This window comes from Sphingomonas sp. Leaf208 (genome assembly GCF_001421415.1).
Lineage (GTDB): Bacteria > Pseudomonadota > Alphaproteobacteria > Sphingomonadales > Sphingomonadaceae > Sphingomonas.
Genome location: NZ_LMKH01000016.1, coordinates 14,845 through 33,417, shown reverse-complemented (window position 1 = coordinate 33,417; position 18,573 = coordinate 14,845). Strand labels below are relative to the sequence as shown.

Below are 18,573 nucleotides of genomic sequence, written 5' to 3'. Positions count from 1 at the left end.
CCGGCCTCATGCTCGCGCAGCACGCCAATGATCTGATCCTCGGTAAATCGGCCTCGCCGCATCACTCGTCTCCATCTGACGAGCTAACTTACCAATGGCATGAATTCTGGGGAGCAGGTCAAACGTCACCTACCGCATAGACACGCAGACTATACGGTATGCGGGGCTGCCCGGCGGTAACCGAGCGATCCATGATGGAGGCATACACACCGTATGTTGCTCACCGACGACAGGGCCAAACGTTTTTCTAGAAACTGACAGGAAAAGCCCAAGTTTGCCCTTCGCGTATAGTATTAGCGCGATGCCGCCCGATTAGTGGCGTATTCAATCTGCGCACCTGCTCTAAGCTTCGCGGTCAGCGTTATCATTGCTTGTTGCGCATCCATATCGTGCAGGACGGCGGTCGCCAGTTCGTTGCGCTGAATAGTAGGCACCGGTCGGAGAATGGTCGCCACCACTTGATCGATCGAGAGGGGGCCGCCTGCGCCCGCTATGAACGGACGGCCGCCCGCAGCGTTTAGGGCAGCGCGTTGCGCCGTCGTCAGCGCTAGGCTGTCAACATTAACAAGCTCGCGTTTGAAAGCTGCATTCCGGTCGCGCAGCCGATCAGCGATCGCGTCGTTCGATGGCAGTCGTAGTGTCGTCCCCTCAGGCTGAGCCGCAGTCGTAATCCGATCGATGCGAAAGATTTCGTGACGATCGAACCGCGCGAGATTGGCCGCGACGAAAGCCGCGACGGTTATGGGCGAGGGGGGGGGCAGCCTCCCGACAACGCGTTGGGTCAGCTGCTCACCCAAGATTATTTCCCTGCTTCGCCTCTCCTGGCCCAAGAACTCAGGGGATCGATCGATCGATTGGCGCCGCGCTTCTTCGGCCAGCAGTTTGCGGACGACAATCCGGTCAAGCAGTGCAGGCCGGACCGTCTGGGTATCGACATCGGCGGGTGCCCCACTCGCCATCAGCTCGATCAGGACATCGCGTCGGGTCACCTCAATCCCATCAATACGCGCCACAACCTGTCCCGTCGGTGCAGATTGAGTGCAGGCGGACGAGGCGAGTAGCAAAACCATCGTGATGCGAAGGAGAATCACGACGCGCTGTCCTTACCCAGCAACATCGCTCGCCCCATGCGATCGCCAGTTCCAAGCAGCATAGCATTGAACGCCATCATCTGGTCCAGTGCGCCTCGGGCATTGGTCGAGCGAACCGACAACCGAACCAGCACCCCATCCGGCATAACACCGCGCAGATTGGCGGCGAACACTGCTGATTTTTCGTCGATTGGTGAGGTAGGAAAGCGTTCGCCGATCCGCATCCAAAAATAGATCTGTTCAATTCTGTCTCCCCGCGATGCGGACAGCACCGTCGCCTCACGTCCGCTCACGCCGCGCAGTTCTACCGTCGACCGGGCACTGATCGTATATCCTGCCGATGGATAGCATGCCTCGGGTCGGTGCACGGCCAGCCCTGCGTCCTGCGCGCTACCATAAGCGATCAGCAGCATCATCGGTGCGGCATCGGGTGCGACATAGACGCGGGTCAGTACCTGATCGTAGATGCCGGTGGTCTGGTCGCTGTCCGGCAGAATCAAGCCGGTCGAACTGGCATAGTGATAATCGCCCAACTGCAGCGGCACGCTTTTTTCCAAAGCCCCATCCGGCAGAAGCGCGGTGGTACGTCGCGGTCGCAACCACGCAGCGGACCCGGCTGCTGCTGTCAGCGCGCCACCCAGCAGCACCTGGCGCCGGTCGGGCAGGCGAAAGGATGAGGCCACCGATCGGAGCGGCGTACTCACGATCGCGCCAGTCGACGTCGCAGCGGGCCAAGCGCGGTATCCAGCCCGATCAGGCAGCCAAGCGCCACTAAGAACATAAAAAGGCCTGCGGTCTCGTGTAGAACGCCCTCGACCCGTGCGATCCCTAAATAATGGGTTGCTAGCAGCAATAGCAGGATGCGGGCGAGGTTAGCAATCATCGCGACAGGTAGTGTCATCATCGCAAGCAATATCGCATAACGCCAGTCAGCGCGATATAGGACATAGACATAGAACAGGCCGATCGCGAGCAGGCTAATCAGGGAGTTCATACCTGCGCAGGCATCAGCGATCAGCAGCTCATATTGATCGATATACAGGGTCGTCCCATTGTATGCCGCCTCAAAGCCGAGGGTAGACAGCAAGTCGACTGAGGTGACGGACAGCCACAGCTTCCGCGACTGGGTGATCGGCGCGATTAGCATAAAGGGCGGGGGCACTAAAAACAGCAGATAGGTCAGTGGAAACCATAAGCGCATCAGCGCTCGCCCACCTATGTAGCTGTAAAGCACGATTATTAGGGCGATATAGGTCGACAGCCAGCTCAGCCAGAGCATGCCGACGACATATGCGAACACATATCCTAGAGCGGCGGGTACCATCCCGGCCATCGCCCATGTAATACGCCCCGGCATGTTGCGGATCGTCCGTGCCTCACGCATCAGCAACCAGCCGCCGGTGGCTAGGATGATGGGTCCTGCGGCTCCCTGTTCTAGCGACCATTCGCCCGCCATCAGCCAGATGAGGGAGGGGAGGGCGAACAGAGCGACCGCGCCCAGAACGAGCCAGTAATCGCGTACCGCATCAAGCCACGCAATCGTCGAGCCGGTATGCACGTATCGGCTTCGAATCATCTTAAGTGCTTCACTTGGCATCACTTGACCATTAGGACCGGACAAAATCAGCCGATAGGTGATTTCACGATATAACCTTGGATCGTTCTGTTTGCACGCGCAGACAGCGGATCGAAACGAGAGGGCACAGCACGATGGGCGCACGCGTCGGAGGATACGCGAAATCCCTTCGGCAACGCCGCCATGCAAGGCGTCGTCCGGTCGGCCGGCGGACGATCGCTACCCGGCTGCTGATGCTGTGGGTTCTCGCCGTGAGCCTCTATTTCCTGTGGGAAGCCGATCATTATACCGGCCTGTACGCGTTTTTGGCGGAATGGCAGTTCGAACAGCTGAGTCACTATTTTCCAATCCTGACCTTTGCGATGCTTGTCATCGGCTTCGGCTCGCCCGCCGCGTGGTTGCTGAAGGCGCGTCGGCGTGCCGACCGGGTGGATCTGCCCGACCGCTATGGGCTCGATGCAGCGGTATCCACGAGTATGAATTTTCGCCGCGCCCTGTTTGCCTTTGCCGGGGGGCTTACTGGTGCCGCGATCGTGACTTTGTTGTGGACATTGACGCTTCCCCGTATCGCCCCGCCGCGCGCCGTGGTGTCGATCGGTAGCGTGCAGGCAAAGGCTCCGCCGCTTGGTCCTGTAACGTTACGAGGTCGGATTATATTCACCCGTACCGCGGTATTTGCACAGAACCTCCTCATCACCACTCGCGGCGTACGGTTCGCCCCGATTGTCGCGCCGGACCCCCAGAATCAGCAGCTCCGCTATTTTGTCGAACTACTCCCCCGCGAATTTGGCAATCCAAATGTTGCGCGCTTAGACAACCGTACTGGCGTCCTGCTTCGCAACCATCTGCCGGGATCGATCCTGCGCCTCTATCGCTATGCGGGTTATGACGTCGAGCCGCCAGTCTACATCTTGTACGTCTCGGATAAGACGCTCCGCTGGCCCTATTACGTCGCAGCCGTCCAGCTGCTGATCGCGGCGCTGATCACGGCCCTCGCCGCCTTGGTCCAGCACCGGCATGTTCGTGATATTGCTAGAACCGATACAGCCCCGCCCCCGGAAAAAGAACGGGACGCAGGCGACGCGGCATAGGCAAGGTCGAGGATACAGAATCAACGCTACAGGGGCCTAGGCCTTAATACCAGAACGATGAATGCCGCCACGCCGATTAGCGAGAGCGTGGCGGCAACATGATAACCGGCGTTGCCAATCCAGTTGACCAATCCGCAGCCTACCGCAGCGACCAGGTAGTGCCACATGGCATCACGCGGTCCCGGTTCCTGATCCGATCGATGAAGGAACAGCACGACCAGACCCGCGAACAGAGCAACCGTGACCCAATCGTAGACGGTATTCATCTTGTACTCTGCCTGTCTGCGCCCCCGATGATCCCACATCCAATAGAGGTTAAGCCCTGGTTATGGATATGCATTCACGCGGCCTTGATAACTTTTGGCGCATATCCTGCTCATGTTTGGCCTGCAAATCCCGTCAATGCTAATAGCGGTCGTAGCGCTTCTGCTTGTCGGTAGCGCCCGTCTAGGTCGGGACATGATCCTTGATACCATCAACCCAGTGGCCAATGCCGCGGTTACCGGCACCGACGCCACACAAATGGCCGAGGGCACGGCTTTGCCATTGGGCGCGCCGGCCATCGTAAGATCTGCGCATCACATACAGCGTGGAACAGACGGTCTGTTCTACGTCAATGTACTGATCAACGATCGCCCGATTCGGTTTCTGATCGACACAGGCGCCAGTGTCGTCGTGCTGACGGCGGCCGATGCGCGGCAGGCCGGTATCAGGGTGCACGAAACCAACTTCGATCGTAGCGTTGATACGGTCGGTGGCGCAGCACCGATGGCCTGGGCAACACTGGATAAGGTTAATCTTGCTGGACACGAGGTCCGCGGTTTGAGGGCAGCAGTCGTTCGCAACGGTCTTGGTGTTTCATTGCTTGGTCAAAACATGCTGGCCAAGCTCGATTCCGTTACTCTTACGGCAGATCGCATCAGCCTTCGCTGACAGCCGTTAACCTGCACCGATCCGGCTGACATCGACCGGACCTGCATGCCGTCGGGTCGCTTCTTGGCGTCGAGCCCGGCGCATGATGCCGCCAACGATGGCGAACCCTAAAATCATTGTTAGCCAGGTGGCCGGTTCCGGCACAGCGCCAACTACGCCCGGCGTAGTGCCGCCACCACCGGGCGTACCACCGCCCCCTCCGGGAAGGCCACCACCTCCGCCGGGTATACCGCCACCAGACGTACCACCGCCCCCACCAGGAAGACCGCCACCTCCGCCAGGCACCCCGTTGCCGCCGGACGGAATTCCCGGGGGAGACGAAAATGTTGGTGGATTACCGACGATACCCAAAGGGGGGGGCGAAGACGTTCCGCTGACCGGAGGACCACCAAAACCTGGTTCGCCGGGCGTCCGCACACCATAAGCGCCCGGAGGTACTTCGCGACCCCCCGCAACCGGAGGACTGCCGGGCCCGCCCGGACTGCTGGGTCCAAACGGCGTACCGAACGTCGCTGCATAGGCTACCGGCGACAGATCTCCCAGGATCGGCACGTCACCAAGCGGGCTGAATAAGGCGCGCTGATTTACTACCGGAACCGTCGTGACGAACAGCAAGCCGCCCAGCAGCATTAGCGTTATCTGGCGCCGACGCTCTTCCGATTTTAGATCAACGGTATCACTCACCATTTCACGCTCCCCTATTTTGCAATATGGTTTGCCTACGGTCGTAAAGATAGCCCCTCAGCTACCAGGTTTTGGCCATATTGCCTGTTGCACGTCAATTCGTTGTGACGCAGACAACGTGTCCCGCAAACGAACGGAACCATCTCCGCGTGATGCACGTCTGCAATCGGCATAAGGCAGGGTCTATCGCCCGTTGCAACTTCCCTTATGTAGAACCTCTAAATACCGTGTCGGCCCCTCCCCGCGTGGCGGGCGTTCTGCTCGCCGCCATGCTTTTGATAGCGATTACGGGATGTGCCCCGGACAAGCGGGCGTTGACTGATGACGAGCGGATCGTTGCGGCGGTGTTGACCCTACTGGCGCAGGAAGAGCGGTCTGTATGTGTCGATGACAGCACGCAAGGCCAGGCATTGGCTGTATTTCACGAGATGCAGGCGGCCCCCCGGCCCGCCCGTCTCGAATTGAACTGGCATCGCCCTTTGCCTCTTAGGCCAGATATCCGCGTCACCACGCGGGCGCTGCGTGATGCGGAGTTTGAGGACCAGCCACTGACGATCCAGGAACCTGGCGCGCGCAAGGATGTGCTGCCGGGCCTTGATCAGCTACGTTTAGATGGTGCCGCGGCGCGGCTTGGTGATCAGATTGGCCGGGCTGAGAATGCCGTGGATATTCGGCAAGCCTGGGTCCCTATCGGTGTAGCGGCGCGGTGGTGGCCGGTTAATCGCATCCGGAGCGATTGCTGGCCTTTGTTCGAGATCAGCGACCCCGTGCGTGATCGAGACACGGCGTTCGTTACGGTTCGTGCCGAACATTGGGGCACGCTATACGCTTTGCAAAAGACCGATCGGAATTGGCGGATCGACGCCGAATGGAGTCGTTGGCTTTACTGATATGTTTATTATGGCGATTACAGGAGGATTATCATGACACGCGACGACGGGCAGGGTGTCGGCACGCCGACAGGAAGGGACATTGGCTGGAAGCAGTTTACCATCGGCATTTTCGACCTGATACGTTGGCCAATCGCGGTCGTGGTAATTTTCTTCCTGCTTCGCGTTCCGTTGGAACGGCTACTGGATGCAATCGCGACCGCCTTTCGAGCCTGACCGCCGATCCGGCGGGTGTTGCCGGGTTTCTAGACGTCGCGCAGAGTCGAACCTGTGGTATGCGCCACCGCTTGCGCCGTACTCGGCCATTTGACCAGCATGTTCAAGTCCGATAGGCCGGGCTCCGTGGCGTCGGTAATCGACCGCAACGTCTTCCCGCCTCCGAACTGGCGGTGGCTCTCACACAGTCTCAAACTTTCGCTCGCCTGCTCGTACGATCAATTCCACCGCATTGATCGGCATCTACCAGCAAAGCGTAGATGCCCCTACAAGACGTACAGCGATATCGCGCTGGTTTCGATTGGTGCTTTTCCAGCGGTCTGTCGGAGATGGACTATTGCAATGTTGATGCGCCCGACGGCTCACTGGCTATAATTCGGTACGCGTTCTCAACGCTGTATCTATTTTTATCCAACGCATGACATGCTGGATCTGACGAAGGAAGGTTTCGCCGGATGACGTAGACGCCACGGCATGGCAGAGAACTCACGTGACTGATCGTTCCATCCCTTTACCGCGCATCGTTTTCATCATCAACTCGATCGGTAGTGGCGGAGCGGAACGTGCGCTGGGTCGTATCCTAAGCGCTGCGGGCAACAGGCACGAGCGCTATGAGATGCATCTTCTCCTGCTCGATCGTGAACCGGAAATGCGAACGCTGCCAGCACTAGCCGGTCGCCATTGCCTGGATGCGCGGGGTAGCCTGTGGCGAAGCGCCATTAGGTTACGTGCTTTGCTGACACGCTTGCAGCCGACGCTGGTGGTTAGCCTGCTTATACGCTCCAATTTGGCAACCGCCGCTGTAGCACCTGGCCTTGGCGCAAGAACTATCCTGTGCGAACGCATGCATCTGTCTTCGCATCTTGCGGGGCGATATCAAGGCATAGCGCTGGCCGGTCTGCGCGCGCTGGTACGATACCTCTATCCGCGCGCGAACCGAGTGCTGGCCGTATCCGAAGGGGTGCGACGCGACCTAATCGACACAGCAGGCCTTGCGCCGGACCGGGTGACGACAATCAACAATCCCTACGATCTAGAGCGGATCGCCGCCGAAGGATCTCAGGCGCCGGAGATAGCGCTGCCGCCCGCGTTTATGGTCGCTGTCGGGCGGCTGGTCACCGCTAAAGGCTTTGCACTGCTGATCGATGCTTATGCCGACGCCGATCCGGCATTGCCGCTCCTAATCCTCGGCGAAGGGCCGGATCGTATCCGCTTCGAGGCTCAGGTCGCTGCTGCCGGGCTGAGTAAACGCATTCGTTTTCCAGGCTTCCTCGCCAACCCCTTCGCCGTCATGGCGCGTGCGACATTTCTGGTATCAGCGTCTCACAACGAAGGCTTTCCCAATGCACTGGCCGAGGCCATGGCTCTCGGCCTTCCCGTCATAGCTACCGATTGCCTCTCGGGACCAGCAGACCTGTTGGGGGCAGGGGCAGGGGGCGCAGGCGGCGTGACTGAAGCGCCTTACGGTCTAATAGTCGGAGATGGCGACTGCGCGGGTCTTTCAACTGCAATCCGGGAGATGGACGATGCCAATTTGCGCGCAAGATTGGGAGCAGCCGGGCGGCTGCGCATGGAAGATTTCCGCCTCGAACGGATCGCCGCCGATTACTGGGCGGTGTTCGATGAGTTCATGAGCTGACGGAAGACCACGGCATGTGCCTCGACCGCTGGCGCGCTGGAATAGCGCGCGACGATCGCTGCCGCCTGCGGCCATGGTGCGGTACGCACCTGTGTTTTCGCCATGATGGCCCCGATCGCAACCTGATCGCCTACCGGAAAATAATGATCGGCAGGCAAGCCGAACTCGCGATGCACCGGAATATCGGAGACGATCGTCGGCGCTCCAAACGCCAAAGCCTCCAGTATCACTAGACCGAACCCCTCCATTTCAGATGGATGCAGCAACACCGCAGCGTGGGTATAAAGTGCTGACAGCTCATCACCGGTCCGAAATCCCAGGAAACGCACACTACCCCCTACGCCGTTCTCTGCAAGGTCACGAAGCTCGGCCTCGTAATCGGCGTTATTGATCGAACTACCTACGATGATCAGTGGCAGCGCCGCGGGGTGTAACGCGTGCGCTGCGAGCAGATCCTCGAACCGCTTGGTCGGTTCGAGCCTGCCGACGGCGAGCAGGTAACCACCTGAAACAAGGTGCTGATCCGCAAGGAAATCAAGGCCATCGACTGAAGCTTGTAGATCCAGACCATGCTGAATGGTCATAGTTCGTCCAACGGCCTCATTATGCCGAGACAGAAATTCGCGCTGGACAGTATCACTGACGCAGATCACGCGATCTGCAAAGCGGGCCATTAAACGTTCGCCCACACGCAGGAAGCTGCGAGCCAACCGACCCCATTTGGGCCGTTCAAAATCGGCGGCATGATGCGTTACGATGACCTGCATCCCGAGGATGCGCGCAAGGGGCGCAAAGAACCCAGGGCCAATACCATGCAAATGCACGATCGCTGCTTGCAACCACCATCGTGCATAGACGATCGCCAGCGGCGTATGCACCAGCGTTTCGATGGCGCCATGTTTCGGGGCAGGCAGCGCGACGAGCCGCACCTTGCCTAATCGATTGTTAGACGCTGTAACGTAACGACTACGTGCGATCATGATGATATCCAAATCCGGCGCCGCTTCCGCCAAAGCTGGATAAAGGTGTTCGCAATGCGTCTCGATACCGCCAATAACGTGCGGCACCCCCCTAAATCCAATCGCCGCAATGCGCCCCTTACTTTTCAACTGCATTTCCACTTATGTGTCGTGCATTATCTTATTTGATCAATAATATTCCAATAATGCTCGACAGCACGATCAACACTATATTCCTGCGCGCGCATCTGTCCCGCGATCCCTTGAGCAGTGATGCGCTCCGGCGCTTCCAGCGCCTCGTGTATGGCAATTCCCAGCTTTTGCACGTCATTGACCGGCACCAATGTGCCCCACGAGGTGACCATTGTATCTTGCACCGCGTGCCGAGGCAGATCGCCGAGGATTTCTGATGGGCCCGACGCGCAATTGGTGGCAATCACCGGTACGCCCAGTGCCATTGCCTCGACCAGTGCGTTGGGGAAGCCTTCGCCATTGGATGCGCTGACATAGAGGCTGGCCTGCGCCAAGATGGCGAAGGGATTGGGTTGGAAGCCGAGCAAGTGGACGCGATCCGCGATCCCCAGCGCGGCGATCCGCGCCGCGATCACCGCACGTTCCGGTCCTTCGCCCAAGATCACTAACGGCAACGAAATGGCTGCCGCGGCATAGGCCTCGACCAGCAGCATCATGTTCTTGGTCTCGGTGAGCCGCCCCATCCCGACGATGAAACCATTCTCGACCGGTGGTGCAACGAACTCTCGGCCGCGCGCGATAATCGTGTCAATATCGACTGGATTGGCAATAGCGACGATGCGATCCCGGGCCACGCCAAAATTCTTGACTAGATCGTCGGCTACCCCTTCAGACACGGCAATTATGCGATCTGCGCGCGGATAGGTGGCACGGACGAGCAAGCGAGCAACGCGGCTGCCGGCGAGATGTGCCGTCGTGTTTACGCGCTCGCTAATGATTACGCGTCGCCTGGTCAGCTTGGCGACGATCACGGCAATGATGTTGGACCGAGTCAGAAATGCAAGAATTAGGGTCGGCCGCTCACGCTGGACGAGTGACAGCATCGCCGACACGCCGCGCACAAGCGATCCGCCCGTCGACAACCGCGCAACCGGCAGCCATGCTGGCGGAGGATAGGCGTCCGGGTCGTCGTCAAGAAGGGCGAGGGCGAACGGCGATGCGGCCATCCTCGCCTGCGATGCGGCGAGCAGGGTCACCATGACTCGCTCTGCTCCGCCGCCCGCCAGCGAATTGATAAGGAAACGGACGCGAACGTTCATCGTCCGCCTTCCGCCGCTCGTACCGGCGCCAGCAACCGGTCGATGATCCCGGCGGTGCTCGCGGCGATCTTGTCCCAGTCGTAACGTTCCCGCATCATCGCCCCATCAACCGCGAAGCTGTCACCCGACAGGCGCAGCTTGGAAGCCAACGCCGTAATGTCGCCGACTGGGAAATGGTGGTATGGCCCTAGCCCGATCTCGGTATTGGCTGGAATGTCGCTGAGCAGCGTCGGCGTGTCCATCGCCAGCGCCTCCAGCGCGGCGATGGGCAGGCCTTCGTGATGAGAAGGTAGCACGAACAGCGACGCGCCAGCATAAAGAGAGCGCAATGCTTCGTGCGGCTGGAACCCGGCAAAGACGACGTGCGTGCCCGCGCGCGCGGTGAGGCGACGGGCATAGCCGTCATCGTGATCCGCCCGACCCGCGATCACCAGCGTGCGCTGATCGCCGGAAACGGCATGCGCCTCTATCAGGTCGTCGAACCCCTTTTCCGGTACCAGACGACCGACCCCAAGAATATAGCAGCCAGCCTTGAGCCCCAATGCGGCCAAGACTGCCGGATCGGGGGTCCGCGATGCCTTAGCAAAGGTTAGGCTGGCGCCGTTAGGAACGAAATGAATGCGGTCGGCATTTGCGGGAAAGCGCAGGCGCAACATCTCGGTAACGTTTTCCGACACAACGATAACCTCGTGCGCGTGCTTAACTGCCATCCGTTCGGCAAGTTGCAGAACCCCTTTGGCGAAGCGGTTCCACTTAGCGCGATCATAGTCCCGGCCATGATGAGTCAGCAGGACGCGCATGCCCAGCAACCGGGCAAGCGGCACTGCTAGTCCCGGCCCAATCGCATGCAGGTGGATCGCCGAACAGCGTCGGACGAACCGGAGGTAGCAGGTCGCCCAGACGGTATGGACAATCGTTTCCAAATATTTACTGCGCGGCGCCCAGATCGGCAACAACGCGAGTTGGTGCCAGTCGCGCGGTGCGGGATCGACATAGCGCGAGCGCATCGCTACCTCGATATCCAGCACCTGCCGCAACGCCTTCACGCGGGGGTAGAGTTCCTCGACATGGGCTTCGACCCCGCCCATCACGCCAGGAATGCCTCGCAGGCCTGCGATTCCGATTTTCACGCGGTGAGTTCCCCGATATTCCAGCGCCGCGCAATGACAGGCGATCTTGCGCCCGCAATTACCCGCTCGCTGCACATCGGACAACCGTTCCTGTGACCGGTACTATCGTAAGAGCAGGGAACCAAGGCCGAACACCGCCCCCCAACCGGTGGCTCCCGCTATCGTGGTGATCGCGATGCGCCGTGCGGTGCCGTAATGCCATGCTCTGGGAGACTCGGCAAAAAAGCCCCGTAGGGCCGCGGCGCAGACTTGCCGCTGAAGATCGCCGGCAGGCGATGCCCCTTGTGGCGGCAGTGCCCTCATATCGATGTTAGCGGCCATGGCAGGTTGAGGCACGACCTGTCCGTCATTAAACCGGCGATGCGCAAAAGCAGCTTTCATAAACGATCAAACCTTGGCGATGTCTCGCTGTCCCATAACTATTACGTGTTCGCCTATTGCCAACAAATTTGTTTAATGCAGGGGTAACCTTGTTATGCTGGTACGATTTCTGCAAGCAGTTCAGTTCCAAAAACCTTCGGGTACCGGGCCTACAAACGCGTCAATGCAGTGCCGCATCATAGCCGCAGGGACTTGGCGGTTGATGTAGCCTTCTGATCCCGCGATCGATAGCAATTTGGCCGGTACTCCACCGACCACACCGTCCATCGGGACATCCTTGGTCACCACCGCATTCGAGCCGATCGAGCTACCGTTACCGATTTGGATATGACCGACTACCTTTGCGCCAGCACCTAGGAACACGCGATTGCCGACGATCGGGCTCCCTTTACGCGGACCCCGATTGGCCTGGCCCAACATCGTGCCGTGGGTGACGTTAACGTTGCAACCGATCACCGCATCGCCATTCATGTAAATGCCACCGAACCTGTTGATGAACAGGCCAGGTCCGATCAGCATATATTCCGGGATCGCAAACCCAAATTTGTACCGGCTACGTAGCAGTAGCAGCTTGGACAGCGGATATAGGCCGAACGCCATGGCGGGCTTGGTGCGCAACCAGCCGCAGACTCGCATCCGCACCGTATATTTGTAGCCGGGTGTAAAAATATAATGCTTCAGGAAGGTTCGTGCATCGACCCTGCCATCATAGCGATACAGGTCCGCCGCCAATACGGCGCGTAAGGCACGGAAACGCCGGATGCAGCCACGGCTGTGCGCCATGCTGGTTTCGGACAAGGTATCGCTATCGGCCATTGTTTCCCCCTGGCGGAGTACGCGACTTAGACCGGTCGCCGGCACTGTCAACGCTCTGTTAGCATCGGCCACGTCTGCAGTCCGGCGAAACGACGGTTATCGTTCGACACCTTTATAGATTGATCAATTTTACTGGGCTAAAGGCCAAACAATGGAATCAGCGCAATATCTCGGGCGGGGAATGCCCATATTCGTGCTGCTGCCGATGGTCTTGCTCGGCGTTGTGGCGATATTTCGCCTCAGCCGAAAGCTGCCGTCGTCGGCGGGACGCATGCTAGTGATAACGATCGGTATGCGCCCCCTGCTGTCGGCAGCATGGGTCTTCACCTTCAAATCCTCTCCGATCGGGCTTTCGTGGAACGCCCTGTCATCGATCGTCTTTCTGGCGATCGGATTAATGGTGCTTCGGCGCCGTAGCATATCACCGATGATAGTCTTGCCGATATTGCCCTTGCTTGCCGTGGGGATATTGAGCGGTACGCTCAACCACGCGCTGCCCGATCTTGCTACCTACGTCACCAAGCTGGGCTATCTCATCGTCGTGGCGTTGCTCACGATCGAGGCTCTAGAAATCCATGGCGAGGACAAGGTGATGCCGACGGTCATCCTGGCCCTGCTATCACCGCTAATTTTTCAGCTGGTCGGAACGGCGTTGGGTGTAGTTAAACAAAGCGAGTCCGACGGCTCGGCAGCGTATATCGGCGGCTTCGTTCATGAGGCCGCATTTTCGGTCATGTTGTGCGGTACGTTGCTTGCCGTTTGCCTGGCACGTCATGTCAACTTTCGGGTTAAGCTTGCGCTAATCGCATGGTGCTCTATCGGCATACTGATAGCTAATTATCGCACGACGCTAATTTCAATTATCCCGCTGTTGGCGATAACTTTACTGATTGGCGGCACACGCCAGTTCATTCCAAGGCAGCGTGCGATCGTAGGCGCGATGTTTGTCCTGCTGATCACTGCCGGCGGTTTGGCGATCGGAGTTAGCCAAGCGGATCGGTTCAGTGATCTTGGAGTGCTGATCAGTCGCAATACCAGCCTCATCAAGCCACCAGGCACGTTTTCAATCGAGGAACGCCACATCATGAGCGGGCGCCCGCTCATCTGGAGCCAATATTATTATGCCTGGGAAGAAAGCAGCCCACGCCAGCATCTGATCGGTCTCGGCCCGGAGACCTGGATTGGCAAAATGAAGGTCTATGCTCACAACACCTTAGTCTCTGCGCTATTCGAAGTAGGTTTGATTGGCGTTGTCTGCTACATCATCATATGGATATGGTTCTTGGGGATCAGTTTTCTCGTGCCAACACCCGCACGTTGGATCTGCCTTGCAGCCCACATTTCCTTTATCATTTTAAACATGGCCACGATGCCAATGTGGAATATCGAAGGGCTGATCTATTACGCCCTGCTTTGTGGCTACACCGTATTCATGATCCGTAATCGATATCGACCGCCCCTCAGAGGGGGCTTGCCACACTTTATTCCTACTACGATGCGAGTGTAACATGCCGCGGGTATCCGTCTTGATCGCGGCCTACAACGCCGCCGCATATATCGAACAGGCGCTCGACAGCGTTGTTGCGCAGACGATCGACAATTGGGAAATTTTAGTCGCCGACGACGGCTCTAGCGATGATACCTGTGCGGTCGTCGAACGCCGGGCAGTTGCAGATCCGCGCATCCGTCTGCTGCGCGCCGAGCGCAACGGCGGGCCTAGCGCGGCGCGCAATCGTGCCATTGATAACGCTCGCGGTGATTGGGTGGCGGTGCTCGATGCGGACGACCGCTGGCGTCCCCAGCGGCTCGAACGCATGCTAGAAGCGGCTCGAACCGCGAACGCGGCGATCGTTGCGGACAACTACATCCGCTACGATGAGGGCACGCAGCAGGATCTCGGTGCAGTGCTGCCGGTTGATGACGGTATGTCTGTACTCACGCCGGCACGTTTCTTAGATAGCGAACGCCCCTTCGTTACCGTACGCTTCGGGCTTCTGAAACCGATGGCGTCCCGCGCGTTTCTGAACACGCACGCGATCCGTTACTCAACCGAAATCCGGTACGCCGAGGATTTTCATTTCTTCATGACGATATTACTGGCTGGTGGCCGAGGCGTACTCGTTCACGAACCCCTTTACGTTTACACGCTGCCCCAGAGTATGACCTCGAAGACGGTGTCTGGCGGCACACGCACTATCCCCAAACATGCCGACCGGATGTGGATAGCGGACACTCTCCTTGCCCAACATGGTGAAACGTCATCGTCCGAGACCCGGGCCGCGCTACATCGCTATCGGCGCAGTATGACGACGCTAGGGCAAGGGCATCGGGTTCACGACCTTTGGCGCGCTGGCAGCAAGGGGCAGGCTTTGCTGCTTGCAGCAAGCCACCCGCTGGCCGTGCTCGGTTACGGCTGGACCTTGCCGGCTGCCAAGCGACTTCGAACCCGGTTCAGCCGCAGGTTGAATCGCTAAAGGCACTAACTTTCCAGCTGCCGATAGATAGCCTCGACCTCGATTGCTTCGCGATGAGGGGAAAAGTTGGCCGCGATCGTCGTGCGCTGGTCGGCCGTCGCAGTTACCGACGTCGGATTGGCAAGGATGGCGACCGCAACCCGGGCGAACGCCACCTCATCGGCATCGATTGGGACCAACCGTCCACCTGCCCACTGCCGGCCGATCTCCCCATGCCCCGCATCATCGGTCGCGACCCAGGGCGTGCCTAGCAGTGCAGCCTCGATCGGCGTACGCCCGAACGGCTCACGAATCGCAGGTGCCATCAGCAGGTCGAGCGCTGCGATATTGTCTTCGGCTGGCATCATAAAGCCAGCGAAAACGACTCGGTCGGCGATGCCCAGCATGCCAGCAAGTGCTTGCATCGCTGGTACGTCGACATCCCCTTTTCGACCAAAAATGATAAAGCGCATGCGGTTGTCAGAAGCCGCCATAACGGCTGAGGCACGTAGGAAGAACTCGGGTCGCTTTCTATCCCATAAATTGCCGACGAACCCGACCAGCGTATCGTCGTCGCTGATCTCGAGTTTCGCGCACACGCGGGCGCGTGCTGCACACCGATCGAAATTTTGCGGCACTTCAATTGGATTGAGTACGACTTGTAGCCGCTCGTTCGGCACGAACGATAATGGTGCACGGCAGGTTTCCGACACTGCAATGACCGCATCCGCACGGCTAATCAGTAACCGGTTGGGCAGTGCCATCCGGTTCAGCGCATGATGATGATAGACAATTTTCCCGCCAAGCAGCTTGGCAATGATCCCGAACGACTGAATGGCGACGATCTCATTGGCGTGAACAATACACCGGCCGATCTGCCGCATGATTGCCAGTCGTGCTGGGAAACGGCGTAACGTGCGAACAGGGCTGCGACGCTTCCTGAGTGAAGCGTGCGCCCACGCGATTTCCCCGGTATCGACGACCTTGATGCCCAGTCGCCGTGCCTCGTCGGCAATGGGCGTACCATCAGCGCACAGGAATATGCAGCGGCGCCCGAAATCCTTCTGCAAGGCAACGGCAAGCTCATAGGTCGCGACGTGACTGCCGCCAATGTCGGAACTAGAAAATGGAAACACGATCGGCAACTGCGGCATTATACCAGTCCTCAATGATCGTGCGACGCATCCCGCGCGGCAGGGCTGCCGTCAACTCTCGCACTGTTTTTTCCGCATTTAAGAATGAAGGGTTAACCCTCCTTTTACCGGTTCTGCGAACCGATTGTAGGATGTCCTGCGGTTAACTGGCGCGGAGCTCCGGAGCACGTCCGAGAGCAGCACTCTTCTCACGGACTTTGCAACATGCCGAACTTTTACATCAGCCCAACCGGGTCGGGAAATAAGAGTGGGTCTGATTGGGCGAACGCAGCCGCCTTGACCAGCATGGACGGTGCCATTCGCAAAGCCGGATCGGGCGGAACCGTTCTTTTAGCAGCCGATCTCGGTAGCTACAAAATGACCGGCAGCGTTAACATCTGGAGCGGTGCAGGCTTTGCTGACGCTGTCACGATCAAGGGCGTCAACAGCAAGACCGGTGCAGATCAGGAGGCCGTGATTGAGGGGACTCGTCCCGCGACCTACGCGATCGGCAATGCTAGCGGCAACGAGCTGTTCAAGTTTCAAAAGGGCGCCGGCAACCTGACGTTCGAAAATCTTCAGGTCAACAACACTGCGACCGTCTTTCGGGCTGCTGGCGACGTCGCGAACATTGTGATCGAGCATGTTGATGCCGACAATGTTGCGCACTTTTTCCAAACCTATGTGGGTTCCGGCAACAAGAGCGCAAACGTTACCAATCTAACGCTGCGCGATGTTGATGTCGAAGGCTTTTCCAAGGGCTTGATTGAGATCGGCTATAACAGCAGCAACGTGCTAATCGAAGACGTACGTGGAGATAGCGAGCGACAGGATGGCGATGAATTTGCCATGGGCGTCCATATCACCGGTACTGCGCACGATATCGTTCTGCGCCGCGTAGTGATGGAGAACGCGACAGACACAACTGGCGGCAAATATTGGAACGGCGACGGTTTCGCGACCGAAAAGGGTGTGTACAACGTCTTATTTGAAGATACCATTGCACGCGGTAACACTGATGCCGGCTACGATCTCAAGTCTAAATCTACGACACTGGTTAGAACGCTTGCCGAGGATAACAGCCGCAACTATCGCATTTGGGGTGAGACGGCAATGATCGACGCCGTCGGCCTTAACCCCGACAAGCGTGGTGGGACGCTTAACGGGCAAAATCAGGTACATATCGTCAAAGGTGCATCGCTGACAATCGAGGGGGGCTATTTCGCCGACGCAGGTTCGGGGACGCGCGTGTTCCTGAACGAAGGCGGCAATGTGACTGTTAACGACGTCCAGGTGGTAAGGGCTGCAACCGGCGCGCTGAAGACCGGTACGATCGGTGGGCTGACCGACGCAATGGTGACGCTGGTCGATGCGGTCGGCAAAAATTCGGTAGGTCTGGTTTTGCCCGCCGATCCCTTTACCACAACCCCGGCCGTGACCGTTCCCGTAAGCTCCACCCCGGTGACAACGATTCCCGCCGTCACATTGCCTGTACCACAATCGACTGCCTCGGGACCGGGCACCAGTCCCGCATCGCTGCCGTTAGAGCATACCGATGCCCCCGCAACTACGACACCCCCGGTCGTTAAATTTGCCGGTACCGTCGCAGCCGACGTTTTTAAAGGTACGATAGGCCAGGATCAGTTCCTCTTTGACCAAACCGTTAATCGCGGTGCAGACAAGATCGTCGGGTTTGACAATGACGATGTCTTAGTCATGAAAACGGCGCTGGCTGACGGGAATGGCGACGGGATCATAACCTTTGGTCGCAATGGCCTACTTGATCTGGGCGCGGGAGGTGGAGCGCTCAAACTTGACATGCCCAAAGGTTTGCGTCTTCTTGGCCAAAACGATGATGGTTTTGTTTATGGCAATGCCGCAGTTCGCCCCAACAAGTCAGTGGAGGGCAAGCTTACCACTGCAGACACGTTAACTGGCGACGCGAAGGACAAAACTACTAACACCTTCTTCTTCGACACTGGTCTTAATCTAGACCTCGGAAAAGATAAAATCATCAACTTTGGAATCAAGGACTTTATAATATCAAGTAGCAAGCTCGATGGTAAGAACTTACTGACCATTGAAAGTCATGATGGGTCCTTCAGCTTCCATGACGGACTTGACCTCGGTGCCGTAACTGTAAGCGACTTGAGCAGCCGAGCCGTCACAACGCTAGAGTTCGACGGCGAACAGACTTCCGGGGGAACGCATTATTACGTTTACAGCTTGGTAGGTAGCACGACTGCGATGCCCGTCATCGGTGCCTGAACTAAGTACGGTTCTAATTTA

At 58.4% G+C, this 18,573-nt stretch carries 17 protein-coding genes and 1 pseudogene; 8 read left to right on the top strand and 10 right to left on the bottom strand.

Annotated elements, in window-relative coordinates; all coding sequences use genetic code 11:
- Positions 1-293: 293 nt before the first annotated feature.
- Genes ASE69_RS09580 through xrt form a run of 3 tightly spaced genes read right to left on the bottom strand, consistent with a single transcriptional unit; the run spans position 294 to position 2,688 of the window.
- A complete protein-coding gene (locus tag ASE69_RS09580) occupies positions 294-1,091 on the bottom strand; it encodes a hypothetical protein (RefSeq protein WP_056485648.1) in 798 nt (265 codons plus the stop codon).
- Positions 1,088-1,795: an exosortase C-terminal domain/associated protein EpsI gene (locus ASE69_RS09575; protein WP_162236873.1), complete on the bottom strand. Its 708-nt coding sequence runs from the start codon at positions 1,793-1,795 to the stop codon at positions 1,088-1,090. The genes ASE69_RS09580 and ASE69_RS09575 overlap by 4 nt, the downstream gene beginning before the upstream one ends.
- Positions 1,792-2,688 carry an exosortase gene (gene xrt, locus ASE69_RS09570; protein ID WP_056485643.1) on the bottom strand — a complete coding sequence of 299 codons (897 nt, stop codon included), beginning with the start codon at positions 2,686-2,688 and terminating at the stop codon, positions 1,792-1,794. Before xrt ends, ASE69_RS09575 begins: the two co-directional genes overlap by 4 nt.
- 212 nt (positions 2,689-2,900) lie before the next feature.
- On the opposite strand from xrt, the gene ASE69_RS09565 reads away from it, so the two are divergent.
- Positions 2,901-3,758, top strand: a complete 858-nt coding sequence (locus tag ASE69_RS09565) for a hypothetical protein (protein ID WP_056485640.1) — start codon at positions 2,901-2,903, stop codon at positions 3,756-3,758.
- 26 nt (positions 3,759-3,784) lie between these two features.
- On the opposite strand, the gene ASE69_RS09560 is transcribed toward ASE69_RS09565, so the two are convergent.
- Positions 3,785-4,024, bottom strand: a complete 240-nt coding sequence (locus tag ASE69_RS09560) for an XrtV sorting system accessory protein (RefSeq protein WP_056485651.1) — start codon at positions 4,022-4,024, stop codon at positions 3,785-3,787.
- Between the two features lie 193 nt (positions 4,025-4,217).
- On the opposite strand from ASE69_RS09560, the gene ASE69_RS09555 reads away from it, so the two are divergent.
- Positions 4,218-4,691 carry a TIGR02281 family clan AA aspartic protease gene (locus tag ASE69_RS09555; RefSeq protein WP_162236872.1) on the top strand — a complete coding sequence of 158 codons (474 nt, stop codon included), beginning with the start codon at positions 4,218-4,220 and terminating at the stop codon, positions 4,689-4,691.
- Between the two features lie 6 nt (positions 4,692-4,697).
- On the opposite strand, the pseudogene ASE69_RS23440 reads toward ASE69_RS09555, so the two are convergent.
- A pseudogene (locus ASE69_RS23440) lies at positions 4,698-4,844 on the bottom strand (PEPxxWA-CTERM sorting domain-containing protein); the annotation flags it as partial.
- A gap of 776 nt (positions 4,845-5,620) precedes the next feature.
- Here ASE69_RS23440 and ASE69_RS09545 point away from each other — a divergent pair.
- The 3 genes from ASE69_RS09545 to ASE69_RS09535 all read left to right on the top strand — a co-directional run bounded on the left by ASE69_RS09545 (position 5,621) and on the right by ASE69_RS09535 (position 8,120).
- Entirely contained in the window at positions 5,621-6,265 is a 645-nt protein-coding gene (locus tag ASE69_RS09545; protein WP_056485632.1) for a hypothetical protein, read from the top strand.
- 33 nt (positions 6,266-6,298) lie between these two features.
- Entirely contained in the window at positions 6,299-6,481 is a 183-nt protein-coding gene (locus tag ASE69_RS09540) for a hypothetical protein (protein WP_056485629.1), read from the top strand.
- 490 nt (positions 6,482-6,971) lie between these two features.
- Positions 6,972-8,120, top strand: a complete 1,149-nt coding sequence (locus tag ASE69_RS09535; protein WP_156362270.1) for a glycosyltransferase — start codon at positions 6,972-6,974, stop codon at positions 8,118-8,120.
- Here the strand turns inward: ASE69_RS09535 and ASE69_RS09530 are convergent.
- The 4 genes from ASE69_RS09530 to ASE69_RS09515 form a co-directional block, all read right to left on the bottom strand.
- Complete coding sequence (locus ASE69_RS09530) at positions 8,087-9,235, bottom strand: glycosyltransferase (protein WP_082453036.1); 1,149 nt, start codon at positions 9,233-9,235, stop codon at positions 8,087-8,089. The two genes, ASE69_RS09535 and ASE69_RS09530, sit on opposite strands and share 34 nt — an antisense overlap.
- A gap of 20 nt (positions 9,236-9,255) precedes the next feature.
- Positions 9,256-10,371 carry a glycosyltransferase gene (locus ASE69_RS09525; RefSeq protein ID WP_056485620.1) on the bottom strand — a complete coding sequence of 372 codons (1,116 nt, stop codon included), beginning with the start codon at positions 10,369-10,371 and terminating at the stop codon, positions 9,256-9,258.
- Positions 10,368-11,501: a glycosyltransferase family 4 protein gene (locus ASE69_RS09520; RefSeq protein ID WP_156362269.1), complete on the bottom strand. Its 1,134-nt coding sequence runs from the start codon at positions 11,499-11,501 to the stop codon at positions 10,368-10,370. Before ASE69_RS09520 ends, ASE69_RS09525 begins: the two co-directional genes overlap by 4 nt.
- A 501-nt stretch (positions 11,502-12,002) precedes the next feature.
- Positions 12,003-12,698, bottom strand: a complete 696-nt coding sequence (locus tag ASE69_RS09515; RefSeq protein WP_056485614.1) for a serine acetyltransferase — start codon at positions 12,696-12,698, stop codon at positions 12,003-12,005.
- Positions 12,699-12,849: 151 nt separating this feature from the next.
- On the opposite strand from ASE69_RS09515, the gene ASE69_RS09510 reads away from it, so the two are divergent.
- Both ASE69_RS09510 and ASE69_RS09505 read left to right on the top strand, forming a co-directional pair.
- Positions 12,850-14,205, top strand: a complete 1,356-nt coding sequence (locus ASE69_RS09510; RefSeq protein WP_056485610.1) for an O-antigen ligase family protein — start codon at positions 12,850-12,852, stop codon at positions 14,203-14,205.
- 1 nt (position 14,206) lies between these two features.
- Positions 14,207-15,172 carry a glycosyltransferase family 2 protein gene (locus tag ASE69_RS09505; RefSeq protein ID WP_056485607.1) on the top strand — a complete coding sequence of 322 codons (966 nt, stop codon included), beginning with the start codon at positions 14,207-14,209 and terminating at the stop codon, positions 15,170-15,172.
- Between the two features lie 5 nt (positions 15,173-15,177).
- Here ASE69_RS09505 and ASE69_RS09500 read toward each other — a convergent pair whose 3' ends face one another.
- Positions 15,178-16,305 (bottom strand): glycosyltransferase family 4 protein, encoded by a 1,128-nt coding sequence (locus ASE69_RS09500; RefSeq protein WP_056485604.1) that lies wholly within the window; start codon positions 16,303-16,305, stop codon positions 15,178-15,180.
- 276 nt (positions 16,306-16,581) lie between these two features.
- On the opposite strand from ASE69_RS09500, the gene ASE69_RS09495 reads away from it, so the two are divergent.
- On the top strand, positions 16,582-18,552 hold the full coding sequence (locus ASE69_RS09495) for a hypothetical protein (protein ID WP_156362268.1): 1,971 nt from the start codon (positions 16,582-16,584) through the stop codon (positions 18,550-18,552).
- Positions 18,553-18,573: the final 21 nt, after the last annotated feature.